At 42.1% G+C, this 15,574-nt stretch carries 13 protein-coding genes; 7 read left to right on the forward strand and 6 right to left on the reverse strand.

What is annotated here, in order from left to right:
• Positions 1-113 precede the first annotated feature (113 nt).
• Entirely contained in the window at positions 114-2,408 is a 2,295-nt protein-coding gene (locus M0221_RS00775) for a cation:proton antiporter (protein WP_483284069.1), read from the reverse strand.
• Between the two features lie 803 nt (positions 2,409-3,211).
• Here M0221_RS00775 and M0221_RS00780 point away from each other — a divergent pair.
• From M0221_RS00780 to purC, 4 genes are all read left to right on the forward strand, one after another.
• Positions 3,212-4,669: a Do family serine endopeptidase gene (locus M0221_RS00780; protein ID WP_149408991.1), complete on the forward strand. Its 1,458-nt coding sequence runs from the start codon at positions 3,212-3,214 to the stop codon at positions 4,667-4,669.
• A gap of 536 nt (positions 4,670-5,205) precedes the next feature.
• Entirely contained in the window at positions 5,206-6,111 is a 906-nt protein-coding gene (dapA, locus tag M0221_RS00785) for a 4-hydroxy-tetrahydrodipicolinate synthase (protein ID WP_011512532.1), read from the forward strand.
• 14 nt (positions 6,112-6,125) lie between these two features.
• Complete coding sequence (locus M0221_RS00790; RefSeq protein ID WP_483284070.1) at positions 6,126-6,461, forward strand: hypothetical protein; 336 nt, start codon at positions 6,126-6,128, stop codon at positions 6,459-6,461.
• Between the two features lie 129 nt (positions 6,462-6,590).
• The gene (purC, locus tag M0221_RS00795; protein ID WP_011512534.1) at positions 6,591-7,304 is read left to right on the forward strand and encodes a phosphoribosylaminoimidazolesuccinocarboxamide synthase; all 714 of its coding nucleotides are present in this window, start codon (positions 6,591-6,593) and stop codon (positions 7,302-7,304) included.
• A 73-nt stretch (positions 7,305-7,377) separates the two neighbouring features.
• On the opposite strand, the gene M0221_RS00800 is transcribed toward purC, so the two are convergent.
• Complete coding sequence (locus tag M0221_RS00800) at positions 7,378-7,818, reverse strand: hypothetical protein (protein ID WP_483284071.1); 441 nt, start codon at positions 7,816-7,818, stop codon at positions 7,378-7,380.
• Between the two features lie 209 nt (positions 7,819-8,027).
• Here M0221_RS00800 and M0221_RS00805 point away from each other — a divergent pair, with 209 nt between their 5' ends.
• A complete protein-coding gene (locus M0221_RS00805) occupies positions 8,028-8,666 on the forward strand; it encodes a DNA-3-methyladenine glycosylase (RefSeq protein WP_483284072.1) in 639 nt (212 codons plus the stop codon).
• A gap of 85 nt (positions 8,667-8,751) precedes the next feature.
• Positions 8,752-9,063 (forward strand): YqfO family protein, encoded by a 312-nt coding sequence (locus M0221_RS00810; protein ID WP_149492409.1) that lies wholly within the window; start codon positions 8,752-8,754, stop codon positions 9,061-9,063.
• Between the two features lie 32 nt (positions 9,064-9,095).
• Here M0221_RS00810 and M0221_RS00815 read toward each other — a convergent pair whose 3' ends face one another.
• The 3 genes from M0221_RS00815 to M0221_RS00825 form a co-directional block, all read right to left on the reverse strand.
• The gene (locus tag M0221_RS00815; protein ID WP_149408985.1) at positions 9,096-9,467 is read right to left on the reverse strand and encodes a hypothetical protein; all 372 of its coding nucleotides are present in this window, start codon (positions 9,465-9,467) and stop codon (positions 9,096-9,098) included.
• A gap of 203 nt (positions 9,468-9,670) precedes the next feature.
• Entirely contained in the window at positions 9,671-10,294 is a 624-nt protein-coding gene (locus M0221_RS00820) for a hypothetical protein (RefSeq protein WP_020442538.1), read from the reverse strand.
• Between the two features lie 903 nt (positions 10,295-11,197).
• On the reverse strand, positions 11,198-11,401 hold the full coding sequence (locus tag M0221_RS00825) for a CsbD family protein (protein WP_011512540.1): 204 nt from the start codon (positions 11,399-11,401) through the stop codon (positions 11,198-11,200).
• A 496-nt stretch (positions 11,402-11,897) separates the two neighbouring features.
• Here M0221_RS00825 and M0221_RS00830 point away from each other — a divergent pair, with 496 nt between their 5' ends.
• Positions 11,898-14,141 carry a molybdopterin oxidoreductase family protein gene (locus M0221_RS00830; protein WP_020442539.1) on the forward strand — a complete coding sequence of 748 codons (2,244 nt, stop codon included), beginning with the start codon at positions 11,898-11,900 and terminating at the stop codon, positions 14,139-14,141.
• Positions 14,142-14,237: 96 nt separating this feature from the next.
• On the opposite strand, the gene M0221_RS00835 is transcribed toward M0221_RS00830, so the two are convergent.
• Entirely contained in the window at positions 14,238-15,557 is a 1,320-nt protein-coding gene (locus M0221_RS00835) for a D-amino acid dehydrogenase (protein ID WP_020442540.1), read from the reverse strand.
• Between the last annotated feature and the right edge of the window lie 17 nt (positions 15,558-15,574).

A 15,574-nucleotide genomic window follows, 5' to 3' on the forward strand; every position in this document is an offset into this window, starting at 1 on the left:
CTTGCTCCAATAAAAAGCCCCAACTAACTAGTTGGGGCTTTGTTCATTGATAGGCATTTAATAAACACTATTTAAGCGTTGTTTATTTAGGTTTTATCTATATGACCATTATCTCAATCATTTTTACCTATATCTTTATTTAATATAACTTCAGCAGTATTACTCTTGGCCGCTTTATCTTGGCCTGAGTCCGGTAGACGGTTGGGGTCTAGAGAGCCGTTTTTATTTTTAGGCGCACTGCCATTACCGTTACCACTGTTTTTATTACTGCTTGCTGTTTTCGGTATTATTGGCGTATTGGGATTCGCAGGCAATACTTCGGGATTGACCTGACTAGTACTGGCAGATTCAGATGTTGCTATTTTTTCGTTAGCTGCTTCATCATTTAATGCTGTTGGCATGGTTGAAGATGGATTAGACGCTAAGCTAGCATCAGCTGACACATCATTAGGTAGATTTTGTTCAGCGTCTTTGTCGTTATCTATCAAAGATGCTTCCTCTACATCACTATCATCGTCCGCCAGCTCTATTTCTTGGCGTTTTTCAGGCGCTTTAGAGTCGGACTCAAAGCTTGCGTCAGCTGCAGCGCGCGCTTGCTCTTGTTGCGGCGTCACATCGACCGGTTTTGGCTGTACGTCATCATCGACGACCAATGAAACAAGCTTGCGATCACGCGGCACCGTACCATCGAATTTGTCAGTAATTACATGTAGCTTGCCTTCTTTATCGACCGTATAAAGCGGCACAAATTGCTTATTATCGGCTTTATATTGCTCAAAGCTATAGCTGTCGGTGATATTGGTGATTTTAATACGGGCTTTCTTGGACAGCATACTGGCAAGCTTGGTATAGGTCACATCTTTGCCAAATAGCCACTGCGAATGGAAGTTTCCTTGCTTGTCATCGCGCTCACTTTTGACTTTTTCATCGCTAAACTTTAAGCGGTACAGTTTGCGCTCACCGAACTCATGACGATAGTGAATCTCGGATAAAGTATTCAGCTCTTTATCCATACTCATGGCAAATAAACGTCCGATACCGATGAGATCCAAATGATGGTCAGCGTGGTCAGAGACAGGATTGCCAAAGTAAGTACGCAAGCCACTCATGCGCGCGCTAGCGATGTTGGTATAGTTATTATGAGCAACGATGACATCAAAGCCCTGATCCTTTAACGAAGTAGCAACCAACAAAGCGACAGGGTTTGAGCCAACGACCAAGATACCGTTGGTTTCAGGCTCACGGACACCCAAAAAGTTCCCTACCATTTTTGCGCCCAAACCCTGAATCATCACCGTACCAATAATGACCAAAAACACCAAAGGCACCAGTAGCTCAACCCCTTGAATATCATACTCTTGTAAACGAATGGCAAAGAGTGATGAGATGGCAGCAGCAACGATACCGCGCGGACCAATCCAGCTGATCATCAGCTTTTCTTTGGTCTTTAGGTTAGAGCCGATAGATGATACCCAAACCGATAGGGGGCGGGCGACAAACATTACAATCGCTAGTAGCACTAGACCTGCAAAGCCGACGCTCAATAAGCTTTCCAGCTCAACACGCGCTGCAAGAATAATGAATAAGACCGACACCAATAAGATTGTAAGCGATTCATTAAACTCTAAAATCGTATCACGTGGGAATTTTGGCCAATTAGCCAGCGCAACCCCAAGTACAGTCACCGTCAATAAACCGGATTCATGTTCCAGATGGTTGGAGATTGAAAACAACACCAGTACAAAAGCAAGGGTAAAAACATTGCGTAAAAATTCAGGAATCATATGGCGACGCATCAAAAATGCTAATGCCCACGCGCCAGCTAGCCCCATTGCTACTGCCAATACCACAATCTTAGCAAACAGCAAAATACTACTGGCTTCACCACCTGAGATAATATATTCATAGACCAGTACCACCGCAATCGCGCCGATAGGGTCGATAATGATACCTTCCCATTTTAAGATATTGGAGATGGTTTTATTGGGTCGTACACTGCGCAGTAACGGCATGATGACCGTTGGACCAGTCACGCAGACCAATGCCCCAAACAATAAGGCAATAATCGGGTCGATATCAAAGAGCAAGTACGTCGACAGCGACACGATAGCGATAGTGATTAGCACACCGACGGAAACCAGCATCTGTACTACAGAGCCGTGTTGTTTAATCTCTTCAAACTCTAAGGTCAGCGATCCTTCAAATAAGATAATCGCTACGCCTAGTGAGATAAAGGGAAACATCAGTTCGCCGAGTACTAAGTCAGGATCGAAAACCCCTAATACTGGACCAACTATAATACCAATCAGTAATAAAAACAAAATGGACGGTTGCTTTAAATACCAAGCCAACCATTGGGCGGCAATGCCAATCCCAACCACGCCGGATAACAATAGGGCGGTATCCATAAATTAATCCTTTTATAATAATATAGTCATGCTGTAGAGCGATTCGAGGCTATAGCATTTAGCATAGACAGTTTTTTAGTTCATGATTCATTCACATCATCATCAAAAATCGCTATCGACAGTTACCGCAAGAGTCACAGCATGAGTCATGTATACTATATAGTAGCAAACACAGAATAATAGCAAAGATGAATACGCTTCTAGGTAAAGTCGTGGGGCTTTAGAATATAAGATCTAATAGCCAGAAGCGCAAAAGAGAGAAGATACGGTAAAATAATAGCCAATTTAAACAATGAAGCATTAATAAGTTTCAGCGCTAACTTTTGTTTGTTTTAAATGTTTTTTACTGGTTATCATACCATGATTTTATTTTATATAACTGAGTGCTCACTGTCACCCAAAGCGTTACAAGACTCTTAAAAAGACAGACAGCATAAGTCATTTTGGTTATGAACTAGCGACTGAATGCTGCAACGATGTTGTTCACTAGCTATGGTTGATCAGTGATTCTAATAGCTAGCATGATAGCTCGATGAAGTCCTTAAGTGACGTCGCAAGTAATAATCGTATTCAGATGATTCTGAGTTTGCAGTGTGTGGTTTAGCGTATAGTGCAATTAGCATATTCAAGTTAACTTACCGTATTGAGATAGATGACAAACTAAGCTGCAGTCAGCAAAAATACTCTATAAACTAAGATGAAAGTACTATTTATTAATCATGAATTAAAATGCCAAGCCGTGCTATAAGTTAATAGCATAGCCACTCACAAAAATTATAAAAATCACTTGGATGAGGGATAAGATGCTAATCGACATATCTAAATCGAAAATCACCATAGCTACTATGCAGCGCTTGCTTCAACGCAGCACCTTGGCAATCGCTGTCGCTACTACCATGGTTGTTGGTATTAATCTCAACACTATGCCAAGTGCGCAAGCAGCTGTCACCACAGCGGATTTTTCAGGATTGGTACAGCAAGTCACGCCAGCGGTGGCACGCGTCAATGTGACCAAAACTGTGAGTGAGGCTGAGCTTGCAAAAGCCCAAACGGCTGAGCTGTTACGGAAATTCTTTGGTGATCGCCTACGTATCCCTGATCAAGCTGCGACACCAGCGATTGAGCATGCGTATGGCACGGGGTTTTTTGTGACCGATGATGGTTATATGCTGACCAATCACCATGTAGTGGCGGGCGCAGACAAAATTACAGTGACTCTCAATGACAGAACTGAGCTGGATGCGACCTTAGTTGGCAGCGATGAGCGCTCGGATGTGGCAGTATTAAAGGTCACAGGCAAAAAATTCCCAGCGCTACCGATTGGTGATTCTAATAGCCTAAAAGTCGGTGAACCAGTACTGGCCATTGGCTCGCCATTTGGTTTCGATTATTCAGCATCAGCAGGTATTGTCAGCGCCAAATCACGTAACTTTTCGCGTGAAACCAGTGTGCCATTTATTCAAACCGATGTGGCATTGAATCCTGGTAACTCAGGCGGACCTTTATTTAACCAGCGCGGTGAAGTGATTGGCATTAACTCACGTATTTTTAGTGGCACCGGTGGTTATATGGGATTGTCGTTCTCCATCCCGATTGATGCGGCAATGGATGTTTATGAGCAGCTCAAAACCAATGGCAAGGTTGAGCGTGCTTATTTAGGTATTTATCCGCAAGATATCGATCGCAATCTCGCCGAAGCCTATAACCTAGCGCGTCCGCAAGGGGCGTTACTGACACGCGTGTCGCCTGATTCACCTGCCCAAAAAGCAGGACTAAAATCAGGGGATATTATTTTACGCTACAATGATGTCCAAATTATGGAAGCCTCTGATTTATTGAACCTGATCAATCGCGCGCGTCCCAATGATGGCTTTCGCATGCAAATCCAGCGTAATGGTAAGCAATCGCTTGTCACTGGCAAGCTGAGTGATGCCTCAAATGACATGCAATCACAAAGCCGTGGTCAGCAAAATAACGAGATAAGTCTGGGCTTAGCCTTACGTAATTTGACCCCAGAGGAACAAGCAGAGCTGGCGTCTGATAATAAAACTGGTGTCTTGGTCACAGCGATTGAACCAACTGGATTGGCAGCACGCTCAGGTATATTAGCAGGCGATATCATTACCAACCTACATCAAAAACCGATTAAAACCGTTAATGATGTTTCGAGTGCGGTGTCGGTATTGCCTAAAAAGGGAGTGGTGACGATCGAAGTTATGCGTCAAGGTATCCCCGGTATTATCGGATTACGGATAGAGTAGTTAAAGATATTGCTATTACTTGTGGCACAAAAGGACATAAGCGTTTGTTTGCTTGTATCGGCTAGCCAACGATGTGTTGACGATTGGTTAAAAGGCTTAAAAAGATTTTATCGACCCTTGGCAATTACGCTAAACTGACGGTTTGGTTTAAAACTAAACGTCCTCAATCTCACTGTCTATTAATGGCGCAATGAGATTGAAGCAACTGGGCAATTATTTTCAGAATGGCTTGCTTTGGCATTAATTGATTAATAGCGGTCAATCCAAAATATGCTACACTAGCAGGCGTTTTTATAGCGAGATAATCATCCTATTAATGTCAGATAAAATGGCGTCAAGGACGGTATAAGACATACAAACATTCAGTATTAACCTCGAGCAAGATCTTACCAATGATGTTTATGAGCATGCATATTATTTATAGTATCCATGCAGCTATTTGACAATGAATACTTCAAAATATGCATTGGTACTTGCAAACGACCTATCATGTGATAGCTTTAGTCAAAGCTAGGATACGAGAGTAAGGCACAGTTATGAGCACAGCATACGACGATATTAAAACCCGACTACAAGGCTCAATGGTAGCTTTGATAACGCCCATGCTTCGTGACGGCACGGTCGATTATAAACGTCTGGCAGACCTCATAGATTGGCAGATTGAACAAGGCACACATTGCCTTGTCGCTGTTGGTACGACTGGCGAATCTGCAACCTTGTCAATGCAAGAGCACAGCGATGTCATTCGCTATTTTGTACAGCATGTTAAAGGTCGTGTGCCGGTGATTGCAGGTACTGGTGCGAACAATACGGTGGAAGCCATTAAGCTGACCCAAGATGCCGCAGATGCTGGTGCAGATTGTGCATTATTGGTCGCCCCTTATTATAATAAGCCGCCACAAGAAGGCTTATATCAACATTACAAAGCCATTGCTGAAGCTGTTAATATCCCGCAAATGCTGTATAACGTCCCTGGACGCACCGTCGTTGATATCGCGCAAGAAACAGTCGAGCGTTTAGCGGATATCGATAATATCGTTGCTATCAAAGACGCGACAGGTTCTGTTGCTCGTGGTGAGCAATTAATAAAAGCAGTGGGCGATCGTCTTGTTGTCTTGTCTGGTGATGATGGTAGTGCCCTTGAGCTGATGAAATTTGGTGGTAAAGGGAATATCTCTGTGACTGCCAACGTCGCACCAAAAGCGATGAGTGAAACTTTTACAGCAGCCTTGCGCGGTGATTTCGATACCGCAAGTCAAGTACATGATATCGTTAAACATTTACATCGTGACTTGTTTATCGAATCAAGCCCTATTCCAGCCAAGTATGCTTTGCACAAAATGGGTATGATAGATCAAGGTATTCGCCTGCCGCTAGTATGGCTAGCCGAGCAACATCACGCGACGATTGATAGTGCTTTGGTTCGTGCAAACTTATTATAAAATGATGCGTGTAAATGCTAACTCAGAGAGATAATATGATGAAAGTATCATCAATGACTGCAAAAATATTCCCTGCTGTAATGACGGTCCTGTTGGGTAGTACGTTAGTATTAAGCGGCTGCCAAGCGACAAAAGAATTTATTGGTAAGCGTGACAATGGTAGCCTAGAGTATCAGCAAAGTAAAAAGTTGGCGTCGCTACAGCTGCCAGCTGCTCAAGAGACTGCACCCTTTGTACCGCTTTACCCAACCCCTAATGCAGGCGCCAATACGCTCACATTACAGAACGAGTCTGGTAAACAGTACCAGCTACCAAAACCGCAACGCGCTGTTGCGAGTCGTACTGAATAAAGTCTTTTTTAACCTTATCTATGCCGCTGATGCTTTTATCAATACCAATGTATCTCATTGGTTTTATAAGTTATCAGCGGTCGCTGCGCGTTTTTACCACATAAGCTTGAACGAACAGGAAACCTCCTAATGCAAAAGCAAGAACTGCTCTATAAAGGCAAAGCCAAATCTGTTTATGAAACAGAAGACAACGACCTGCTGATTTTACATTTCCGTGATGACACCTCAGCGCTTGATGGTAAGCGTATCGAACAGCTTGCACGCAAAGGCGTGGTTAATAATCGCTTTAACGCGTTTATTATGCAAAAGCTTGCTGACGCTGGTATCGAGACGCATTTTGAAAAGCAATTGTCTGATGATGAAGTGTTGGTCAAGCGTTTGGATATGATTCCGGTTGAATGCGTTGTGCGTAACTTTGCTGCGGGCAGTTTGGTACGTCGTTTAGGGTTGGAAGAAGGTCAGGCTTTGACGCCACCGACTTACGAGCTATTCTATAAAGATGATGCGCTTGGCGATCCGATGGTTAATGAGTCAATCTCAATTTCTCTTGGCTGGGCAAATGACGCACAGCTTGTTAAAATGAAAGAGCTGAGTCATCAAGTAAATGAAGTTTTGACAGCGCTGTTTGATGCTGGTGATTTGATACTAGTAGATTTCAAACTAGAGTTTGGTGTATTTCATGACCGTATCGTCTTAGGTGATGAGTTCTCACCAGATGGCTGCCGCATTTGGGATAAAGCCACTAAGAAGAAGCTCGATAAAGACCGCTTCCGTCAGTCATTAGGTGATGTCATCGAAGCTTATGAAGAAGTGGCAAGCCGTATCGGTGTACCACTGAGCTAAATGTAGAAAAATTAAAACCGTCAAGACATAAAAAAACTGAGCCATGGCTCAGTTTTTTTTGCACTTAAATTTATTAGCTGTCTTTACGAGCGTCTTTGATTTTCTTAGCAGCAAACTCCATGGCATCTGCCGCTTTATCTGCTAATGTACCGACCACTTCTTTTGCCTTTGTAGTAGCAGTATCAGCTAAAGAAGAGTCTTTATCGCCCTTACTTTTAGCATCTTTATCTGAAGACTTACTATCTTTACTATCGTCTTTATCTGATGCTTTGTTGTCTTTGTTGTCTTTGTTGTCTTTGTTGTCTTTGTTGTCTTTGTTGTCTTTGTTGTCTTTGTTGTCTTTGTTGTCTTTGTTGTCTGAGCTATTATTTGAATTCTTACTGTCAGAACCTTTATCAGTATTCTGATCTTTAGTGTCATTGGCAGTGTTGTTGTCTTTTACATCATTTTTTTTGTCTTCTGCTTTATCACTACCATTTTGCTGCTTATTGCCTTGGCTATTAGAGTTACTCATTGTTATATCCTTTTAATTTAATTATGTTTTTTAGTGTGGTATATCTGGGATCAAGATTACTATTATATTGAGTTAACTGTCTGTATAACATCAGTTGCAATAAGTAATGGTGGTCGCTATCAGACAGCCTTTGATGGCTTTTTATGTTAAATTTATGCTGCTGTGATAATAGAGTGTAAATACAAACCCTTATAAAAAGGTTATGACTGATGTTAGCGTCTCAAGTTGTATCGAGTGTTTTGGAGCCATCTTGGTTTGCCCGTCCCACTTGTGTGGTGGCTGCCGACTTAATTGGCAAGGTGTTGTGTCGAGAGCTGACAGACAGCGATGGTCAACAAAAAATATTGCGTATGCGTATCTCAGAGACAGAAGCCTATATTGGCGAGGGGGATGCTGCGTGTCATGCGCATGCAGGCACACGTACGCCGCGTACAGAGATTATGTACCATATAGGCGGTGTTTTTTATGTATACCTGACTTATGGTATTCATCATATGCTCAATTTGGTCAGTGGACCAACAGAGTCGCCAGAAGCTGTTTTAATACGTGCTGGATTTTTAATAGAGGGTAGCGCTCGCTTAATGAATGAGCAATTATTAGACGTTAATAAACAACTTAATCATATCAAACAGCTGGCAGGTCCTGGCAAGCTGACCAAGGGCTTACAGATAGATAGAACGTTATACGGTAAGCCAATCAAGCCTGCTTCAAAAGTTTGGGTGGAGGATGACGGTTGTCAGCCGCTAGTATCATTACGCCCCCGTATCGGCATTGATTATGCTGGCGACGCAAAAGAGTGGTTGCTGCGTTATATATGGACTGATCACCCTTCTTTGTCAAAAAAGTAGAAAATTTTTTATAGTTTTAACTTAATTTTCAAGTATTTGATGAGGCGATTAATTTAATAAGGTTGCTATTTAATGAGGCTAAGACATGTATAAACTTACCGTTTTTGTACCAGACTCAGTATTAGAACAGGTAAAGTCGGCGCTATTTGCAGCAGGTGCTGGCAAAATTGGCGATTATGAGCAGTGTTGTTGGCAAGTGCAGGGGATAGGGCAATTCATGCCACTCGTAGGTAGCACGCCACATATTGGTACACAGGACAGTTTAGAGAAAGTCAATGAATGGCGGGTAGAGATGGTGGTTGCTAAGGTTAATATTGGTGATGTCATTATCGCATTAAAGCAGGCGCACCCTTATGAAACACCTGCTTATGATGTGATTGAAGTCTTAGATTTTTGATCGCAGTTTTCAATGCTTCTTAAAACAGACTATTAGTCTTCTTTTATTTTTAAAACATTATAGCCGGGATAGCTAAGCTCGATTTTATAATCTTCACCACCGCGGTATGCTTTTACTTTTATTTTGTTGTCGCCTTTTTTGTATTTAACATCTTCAACACGGTAACCCATGCTACGGACTTTATTTGCTGCTCTTTGCTCGATAGCAGGACGGTAAATATCTTTATCAACGTTATTGATGGTTTCCTTATGTTTCTTATAGACGCTACTGTCTTTATAAATATCTTCATAAAGGTCGCCATAAGGGTTATATCCAGGTGTCGTAACACAACCTGTGGTTATCGTTAATAGCACTGCTGCCATACTGCCCGCTGCTGTGGTTTTTAGTAAAGAATTAATGTTCATAAGATGATCTCAGTAATGATATGAAAATTGCGTATGAAACGACGATAAATAGATAGTATACGATAAATAAGAAAAAGAGATAAAAAATGGTCAAATAAACCAAGGGCTGGCTTATTTGACCGCGGACATCAAATACTAAATGATGCCAAAATTTGATAAATAATAGAACGAATAGATGTTATTCGGATGCTATGGCTTTAACATTAATCTTTTTTAATCTTGATTACATTCAAGTTTGGATAGCCAAGTGTAATCTCATACTCTTGTGAGCCACGTTTGGCTTCAATCTCAAACACGCCACGATTGTTCTTTTGTTCAAACTCGATATCTTTGACTCGATAACCCATACCCTCAACTTTATTGATAGCACGGCGTTTAATCGCTGGATAACGTGATTCGTTTTTGATGCTATCTTCATTTTTATAATGTTTATCTTTGTATTTGCCATTATCTTTATAGTCGTTTTTATCATCCCAGACATTAGACCAAGGTTTTTTGGTCGAGCTGATCAGCCTGAGATCTGGTGAGCTATATTTTAGTTCATACGCTTGATTATTTTTCTTAGCAAGAACCGTCAGCACACGGTTACCGCGGTAGCTCTCTGTTCTGATGTCCATCACGTTATAACCTTTACGACGTAAATCCTGACGCAGCTGCTGAATGGCACGGTTGTTTTCAGCGTGGTTATAACCGCTATTGTCATTGTATATCGGATAATTGTCATAACCTGGACCGGCGACAGCGCAGCCAGCAGTAACGCCGACGAGTGAAAATGCAAGTGAGGCAGAAAGGACAGTTTTAAATGAGAAAGGTTTTAACGTTTTCATGATGGAATCTCCTAAGATATAAGTTGACTTAAAAAGTGCTTATATACAGTTGCAAAATTTTGTCAATATATAATGCAGAATAACGCTAACAATCATGAATAATACGCAAGATATGCTTATAAGCTATGGATGTTTGTTCTTAATTACCGTTATTCTTGAAATGTTTTCTTACATACACATAGTAAGACTTAAAGCTCATTAATACGTGTCGTTGGTGTTAAGAAGTTGTAAATTTTGCAAATAATTGCGTAAGCATTCGATACTTTGAGTGACTAAGGTGTTGCTTAGAACAGCGAATATCGCTAATACTTAAGTGGTCTGTATTAGTTTTTTCTAGCTTAAAAATAGATATTTATATTAAAAGCTATTAATATCAGAAGGTTAAGCCTATTAACCTTCTGGATTTAAACTGATGTAAGCATATGCTTACACGCAATGACGTTTACGCGACTTAACAGTAGCTCAATAATTTGACACTATACACACACGGCATAAGGGAATGTGACTCAAGGATTGAGTTGACCGTATTAAGGATAATATTTCAACGGCTAGCATCAGGATGATAATAGCAATTGGATTAAGGACACATAACCCGTGTTGCAGGCAGATAATGCCACTAGTAGTAAAAAGGGCAGGATGCCCAACTGTCACAATATGCTCAATATCTTGCAAGGATGCAGTGATTAGAGCTGTGGTGGGTAACAAGGATAGTTAACAATAAAACCGCATAACAATTAATTGCTATGCGGTTTTATCGTATCTGAGGTTTGAGTTTTGTCCCTGATAAGCATTTGCTGATACACTGAGCATAAAAAAACCGCATTAGTTTCTAATGCGGTTTTCGTTTAAATAATCTGCCTATAAACATTTTATCTTAACTCTTGTTACAAGCATCACTATTTACTAGTATTTATTTTCAGTACGCCATGCATCTACTTCACGCTCAGCGTCATCTTTACTATGACCATAACGCTCTTGTACTTTACCAACGAGCTTATCACGGCTACCTTCAACATGTAATAAATCGTCATCAGTAAGGTCAGCCCATTTCTGCTTTGCTGAGCCTTTTACTTGGTTCCACTCGCCTTTTAGAGTATGTTCATTCATTGCTATTTTCCTTGTTTTAGTTATTGCGTCTTTTACAGTAGCTGTTATTTAAAAGTTAAATCAACAGGTTGCATCACGCTTTAATATTCAAATTATTATTTATGATTCTTATTGCTAGTACAGTATTGCTGTTAAATAGCTTATTTCTTATATAGCGTATTTTAAAACACTTAACTACATTACAAATAGCCAATGGCTAACTTGTGCTACTAATATATGAATTTCAAAATGCTTTGTCTGTATGGACAATGTTGATACTGTTGCTCAATTATAAAAAAAATCATGACTATGTTATGAGCAGTCTAGTTATGTAATCATTAGGATATTTTGTCAGTGAGGTACGTAACTAAGGTGCATAACTACAGTGCACACATTTGGCTATGAGTTACAGCATCAGCGAGATATAGTAGAGAATAGACTGTCAGTAATCACAGTCTTAAAAAGGAATTCAGTATCGATTTATTGAGAATGACAATATAAAACAGGGAGCGTGACCGTGGTGACTGAACAAATCAAATCCAAAGAGCAGACGCATTTTAGAACCTGTACTCTGTGTGAGGCAATGTGTGGTATCGAGATAAAGCACGATGGCAAAAAGGTTTTATCGATTAAAGGGGATAAGAGCGATCCATTTTCTAAAGGGTATATTTGCCCAAAAGCGACTGCCTTGCAAGATTTGCATGAGGATCCTGACCGCCTGCGTCATCCTGTTGAAAGAACGGCTAAAGGCTGGAAAGAAATTAGCTGGACTGAAGCGTTAGATAAAGTCGCAGCTGGTATTGGTGCAGTGCAAAAACAACATGGCAAAAATGCTTTTGGTGTTTATTTGGGCAATCCCAACGTACACAATCTGGGTGGCATGCTGACGATTAAGTATCTGCTAAACAGCCTCAAAACGCGCAGTCGCTTCTCTGCCACTTCGGTCGATCAACTACCGCACCATATCGTTAGCATGCATTTATTTGGGCATATGCTGCGTATTCCTGTGCCTGATGTCAATCGTACTCAGTATATGCTCATCATCGGTGGCAATCCGCTAGCGTCTAATGGCAGTATCATGACAGCACCAAACATGCGCCAAAAACTAAAAGACATTAAAGCACGTGGTGGCAAAGTCATCGTCATCGATCCAAGACGTACTGAAACCGCTGATATCGCAAGCGAGCATCACTTTATTCGTCCAGCGACTGACGTGTTGCTACTACTAGCGATGCTCAATGAGATTTATTTGCAAGGCTATGCTGATAAAGCAAGTATCAATAATAGAGCAGCAGCACTCGCGCCAGAAATAGAGCGACTGGCAGATTTTGCCAAAGACTATAGTGCAGAGTCAGTTACTGCTATTACGGGCATAGCCGCCATCGACATCAAGCGACTGGTCACAGAATTTTGTGAAGCAAAAAGCTCGGTTTGCTATGGTCGGATGGGTATATCAGTGCAGGAATTTGGTTTATTAAGCCAGTATTTGTCTATGGTTATTAATATCGTGACGGGGCGCTTAGATGAAGTAGGCGGTTTGATGTTCCCGAATGCTGCAGTCGATGTGGTGAATAATTCTGGTCCGGGGTATTTGGGTAAGCGTCATAGTCGTGTCAGCAAGCTGCCTGACTTTAATGGTGAATATCCCGTGGTTGCCATGAGTGATGAGATATTGATCGAAGGTGAGGGGCAATTAAAAGGCTTTATGACTGTGGCAGGTAATCCTGTCTTGAGTACACCCAATGGCGAAAAATTAGATCAAGCCTTTGAACAGTTAGATTTTATGGTCGCCATTGATTATTTTGTCAATGAAACCAGTCGCCATGCTAATATTATTTTGCCACCAGTCTCACCGCTAGAGCGCGACCATTACGACGTTACCTTTAATAATTTTGCCGTACATAACGTGGCTAAATATTCAAAAGCGTTGTTTCGTAAAGATAAGGACGCCAAGCATGACTGGCAAATCTATCTAGAGCTGGCAAAGCGCTTGGATAAAAAAGCGTCTTTAGCAACCAAAGCCGAACGGCTATTGATAAGGCGGATAGGACCGAAATTCGTACTCGATCAGGGATTACGGCGTGGACCTTATGCTGGCATGACACTGAACAAGCTCAAGAAAAATGCTCATGGTCTTGATCTAGGACCGCTCAAAACCATGCTGCCGCAAGCATTAAAGCATAAAGATAAGCAGATTCATCTGAATGTCGATTTTTATCAAGCAGATCTTGCCCGCGTGCAAGCGATGATGCAAAATTATGATGACAGCGAGATTTTATTGATAGGTCGTCGTCATGTCCGCAGTAATAATTCGTGGCTGCATAACAGCTACCGCTTGGTCAAAGGTAAGCCGCGCTGTACGCTCATGCTGCATCCAGATACTGCTGCGCAATATGGTATTGAGGATGGTCAAGACGTGAAAGTCACCTCGCGCGTCGGTAGCGTGATTGTTGCAGCAGAAATCACTGATGAGTTGATGGCGGGGGTAGTGAGTATTCCGCATGGCTTTGGTCACGGCCGTAAAGGCGTTAAGCAAAAAATCGCCCAAGCGCATGCAGGTGTCAGTGTGAATGATCTGACAGATGATACGTTGATTGATGAGTTAAGCGGTAATGCCGCTGTAAATGGCGTCCCTGTGCAATTGGAAGCTATACATGCAGGAACTATATCCCCAGAAACTGCTGGATTCTCAGAAACTGCTGAGTCAAACAGTTCGAACTCTTCGTCAAATTCAAAAGCCGAGTCGGGTAGCGCTGCATAAATACAATCAGTCCTATAGTTAAGATTGGACTCGAAAGCGCTTATTTATAATGATAAGCGCTTTTTATTTACCTTATTAATTTGTCTTAGACTAAATCTAGATACCGATAAAATCAAAATCAACCTCAGGTATCTCGCCTTGTATTAGTAAGCTAATCGCTTTAGCCGAACCACATGCATGCGTCCAGCCAAGCGTGCCATGACCAGTATTGAGCCATAAATTATCAAAAGTGGCGTCAATATTTCGACTACCATGTCGGACTTTACCCATATGCGCGCGCCCTATTAACGGTACATTTGATGGTGTCATTGGTCGTAACCCTGTCCAATATTGTACAGAGTTGGCAATGATGCCTTTGGGAAACAATTGCTGCACGCGGCGAGTAATGGCTTCACAGCGTACGGTATTCAAATCTAAGTTGTAGCCATTAAATTCTGCTGTCCCTGCCACTCGCAATTTATCACTAAGACGCGATGTGACCAGCTTAAACTCATCATCAATGAGACTGACAAAGGGTGCTAGATGGGGTGCTCGTGGGTTGATTTGATAAGTGGCTGAGTAGCCTTTGGCAGGGAAAATAGGCAGATGCATACGAAGAGGTTTCATTAAAGCGACGCTATGGCTACCAAGCGCCAATACATGGCTATCTGCACTAAAGGTTTGCGCATTTTCGCCTTTGGGTCGAATGGTAATGCTATGTACGTGCGGACGCGCAGAGTCAGCATCCACATTAATCGCTAAAATCTCAGTGTCGTATAAAAACTTAACGCCAGCCTCAGCGCAGCGTTCAGCTAAACGCTGAGTAAATAGATGGGCATTGCCTGACTCATCATGGCTGGTATACGTCGCGCCTTTGAGCTTATGGGCAATGGGGTAGAGTGCTGGCTCGAGACTAACGGCATTATTGATGTCAATCACATAACGCTCGCAGCCAAGCGCCTGCATACGCTCTGTAGGCGCTATCGCAGCATCAAATTCCGCTTGATTGGTATAAAAATGCATGATACCGCGCGTTTGCTGTTCATAATCAATACCAATATCAGCACGCAGCTGCTGCAAAGCATCTCGTGAGTACAATCCCAAACGTACCATTTGCACCAAATTGGCATCAGCACGATCTGCGCGGCACTCTTGCAAAAACTGCATCGCCCATTTAATTTGCGCCTTATCCGCACGCAACCGATAAAGCAGCGGTGCATCCTCGCGAAACAACCATTTGAGTGCTTTTATCGGTGCAGTAGGATTTGCCCAAGGGGTCGCATGCGAGACTGATATCTGTCCGCCATTGGCAAATGAGGTTTGCATACCTGCCGCTGACTCACGCTCAATCACGGTCACATCATAGCCTGCTTGGCGGAGATACCATGCGGTGGTCACGCCCACCACGCCTGCTCCGAGTACCGCAATATGGGTCATAGATTACTCTGCTGCGA

This window comes from Psychrobacter sp. ANT206 (genome assembly GCF_056880555.1).

Bases quoted from the DNA above. Each gene is read 5' to 3' on its own strand.
- M0221_RS00775 (WP_483284069.1), bottom strand. From the start codon at position 2,408: ATGGATACCGCCCTATTGTTATCCGGCGTGGTTGGGATTGGCATTGCC.
- M0221_RS00780 (WP_149408991.1), top strand. From the start codon at position 3,212: ATGCTAATCGACATATCTAAATCGAAAATCACCATAGCTACTATGCAG.
- dapA (WP_011512532.1), top strand. From the start codon at position 5,206: ATGAGCACAGCATACGACGATATTAAAACCCGACTACAAGGCTCAATG.
- M0221_RS00790 (WP_483284070.1), top strand. From the start codon at position 6,126: ATGCTAACTCAGAGAGATAATATGATGAAAGTATCATCAATGACTGCA.
- purC (WP_011512534.1), top strand. From the start codon at position 6,591: ATGCAAAAGCAAGAACTGCTCTATAAAGGCAAAGCCAAATCTGTTTAT.
- M0221_RS00800 (WP_483284071.1), bottom strand. From the start codon at position 7,818: ATGAGTAACTCTAATAGCCAAGGCAATAAGCAGCAAAATGGTAGTGAT.
- M0221_RS00805 (WP_483284072.1), top strand. From the start codon at position 8,028: ATGTTAGCGTCTCAAGTTGTATCGAGTGTTTTGGAGCCATCTTGGTTT.
- M0221_RS00810 (WP_149492409.1), top strand. From the start codon at position 8,752: ATGTATAAACTTACCGTTTTTGTACCAGACTCAGTATTAGAACAGGTA.
- M0221_RS00815 (WP_149408985.1), bottom strand. From the start codon at position 9,467: ATGAACATTAATTCTTTACTAAAAACCACAGCAGCGGGCAGTATGGCA.
- M0221_RS00820 (WP_020442538.1), bottom strand. From the start codon at position 10,294: ATGAAAACGTTAAAACCTTTCTCATTTAAAACTGTCCTTTCTGCCTCA.
- M0221_RS00825 (WP_011512540.1), bottom strand. From the start codon at position 11,401: ATGAATGAACATACTCTAAAAGGCGAGTGGAACCAAGTAAAAGGCTCA.
- M0221_RS00835 (WP_020442540.1), bottom strand. From the start codon at position 15,557: ATGACCCATATTGCGGTACTCGGAGCAGGCGTGGTGGGCGTGACCACC.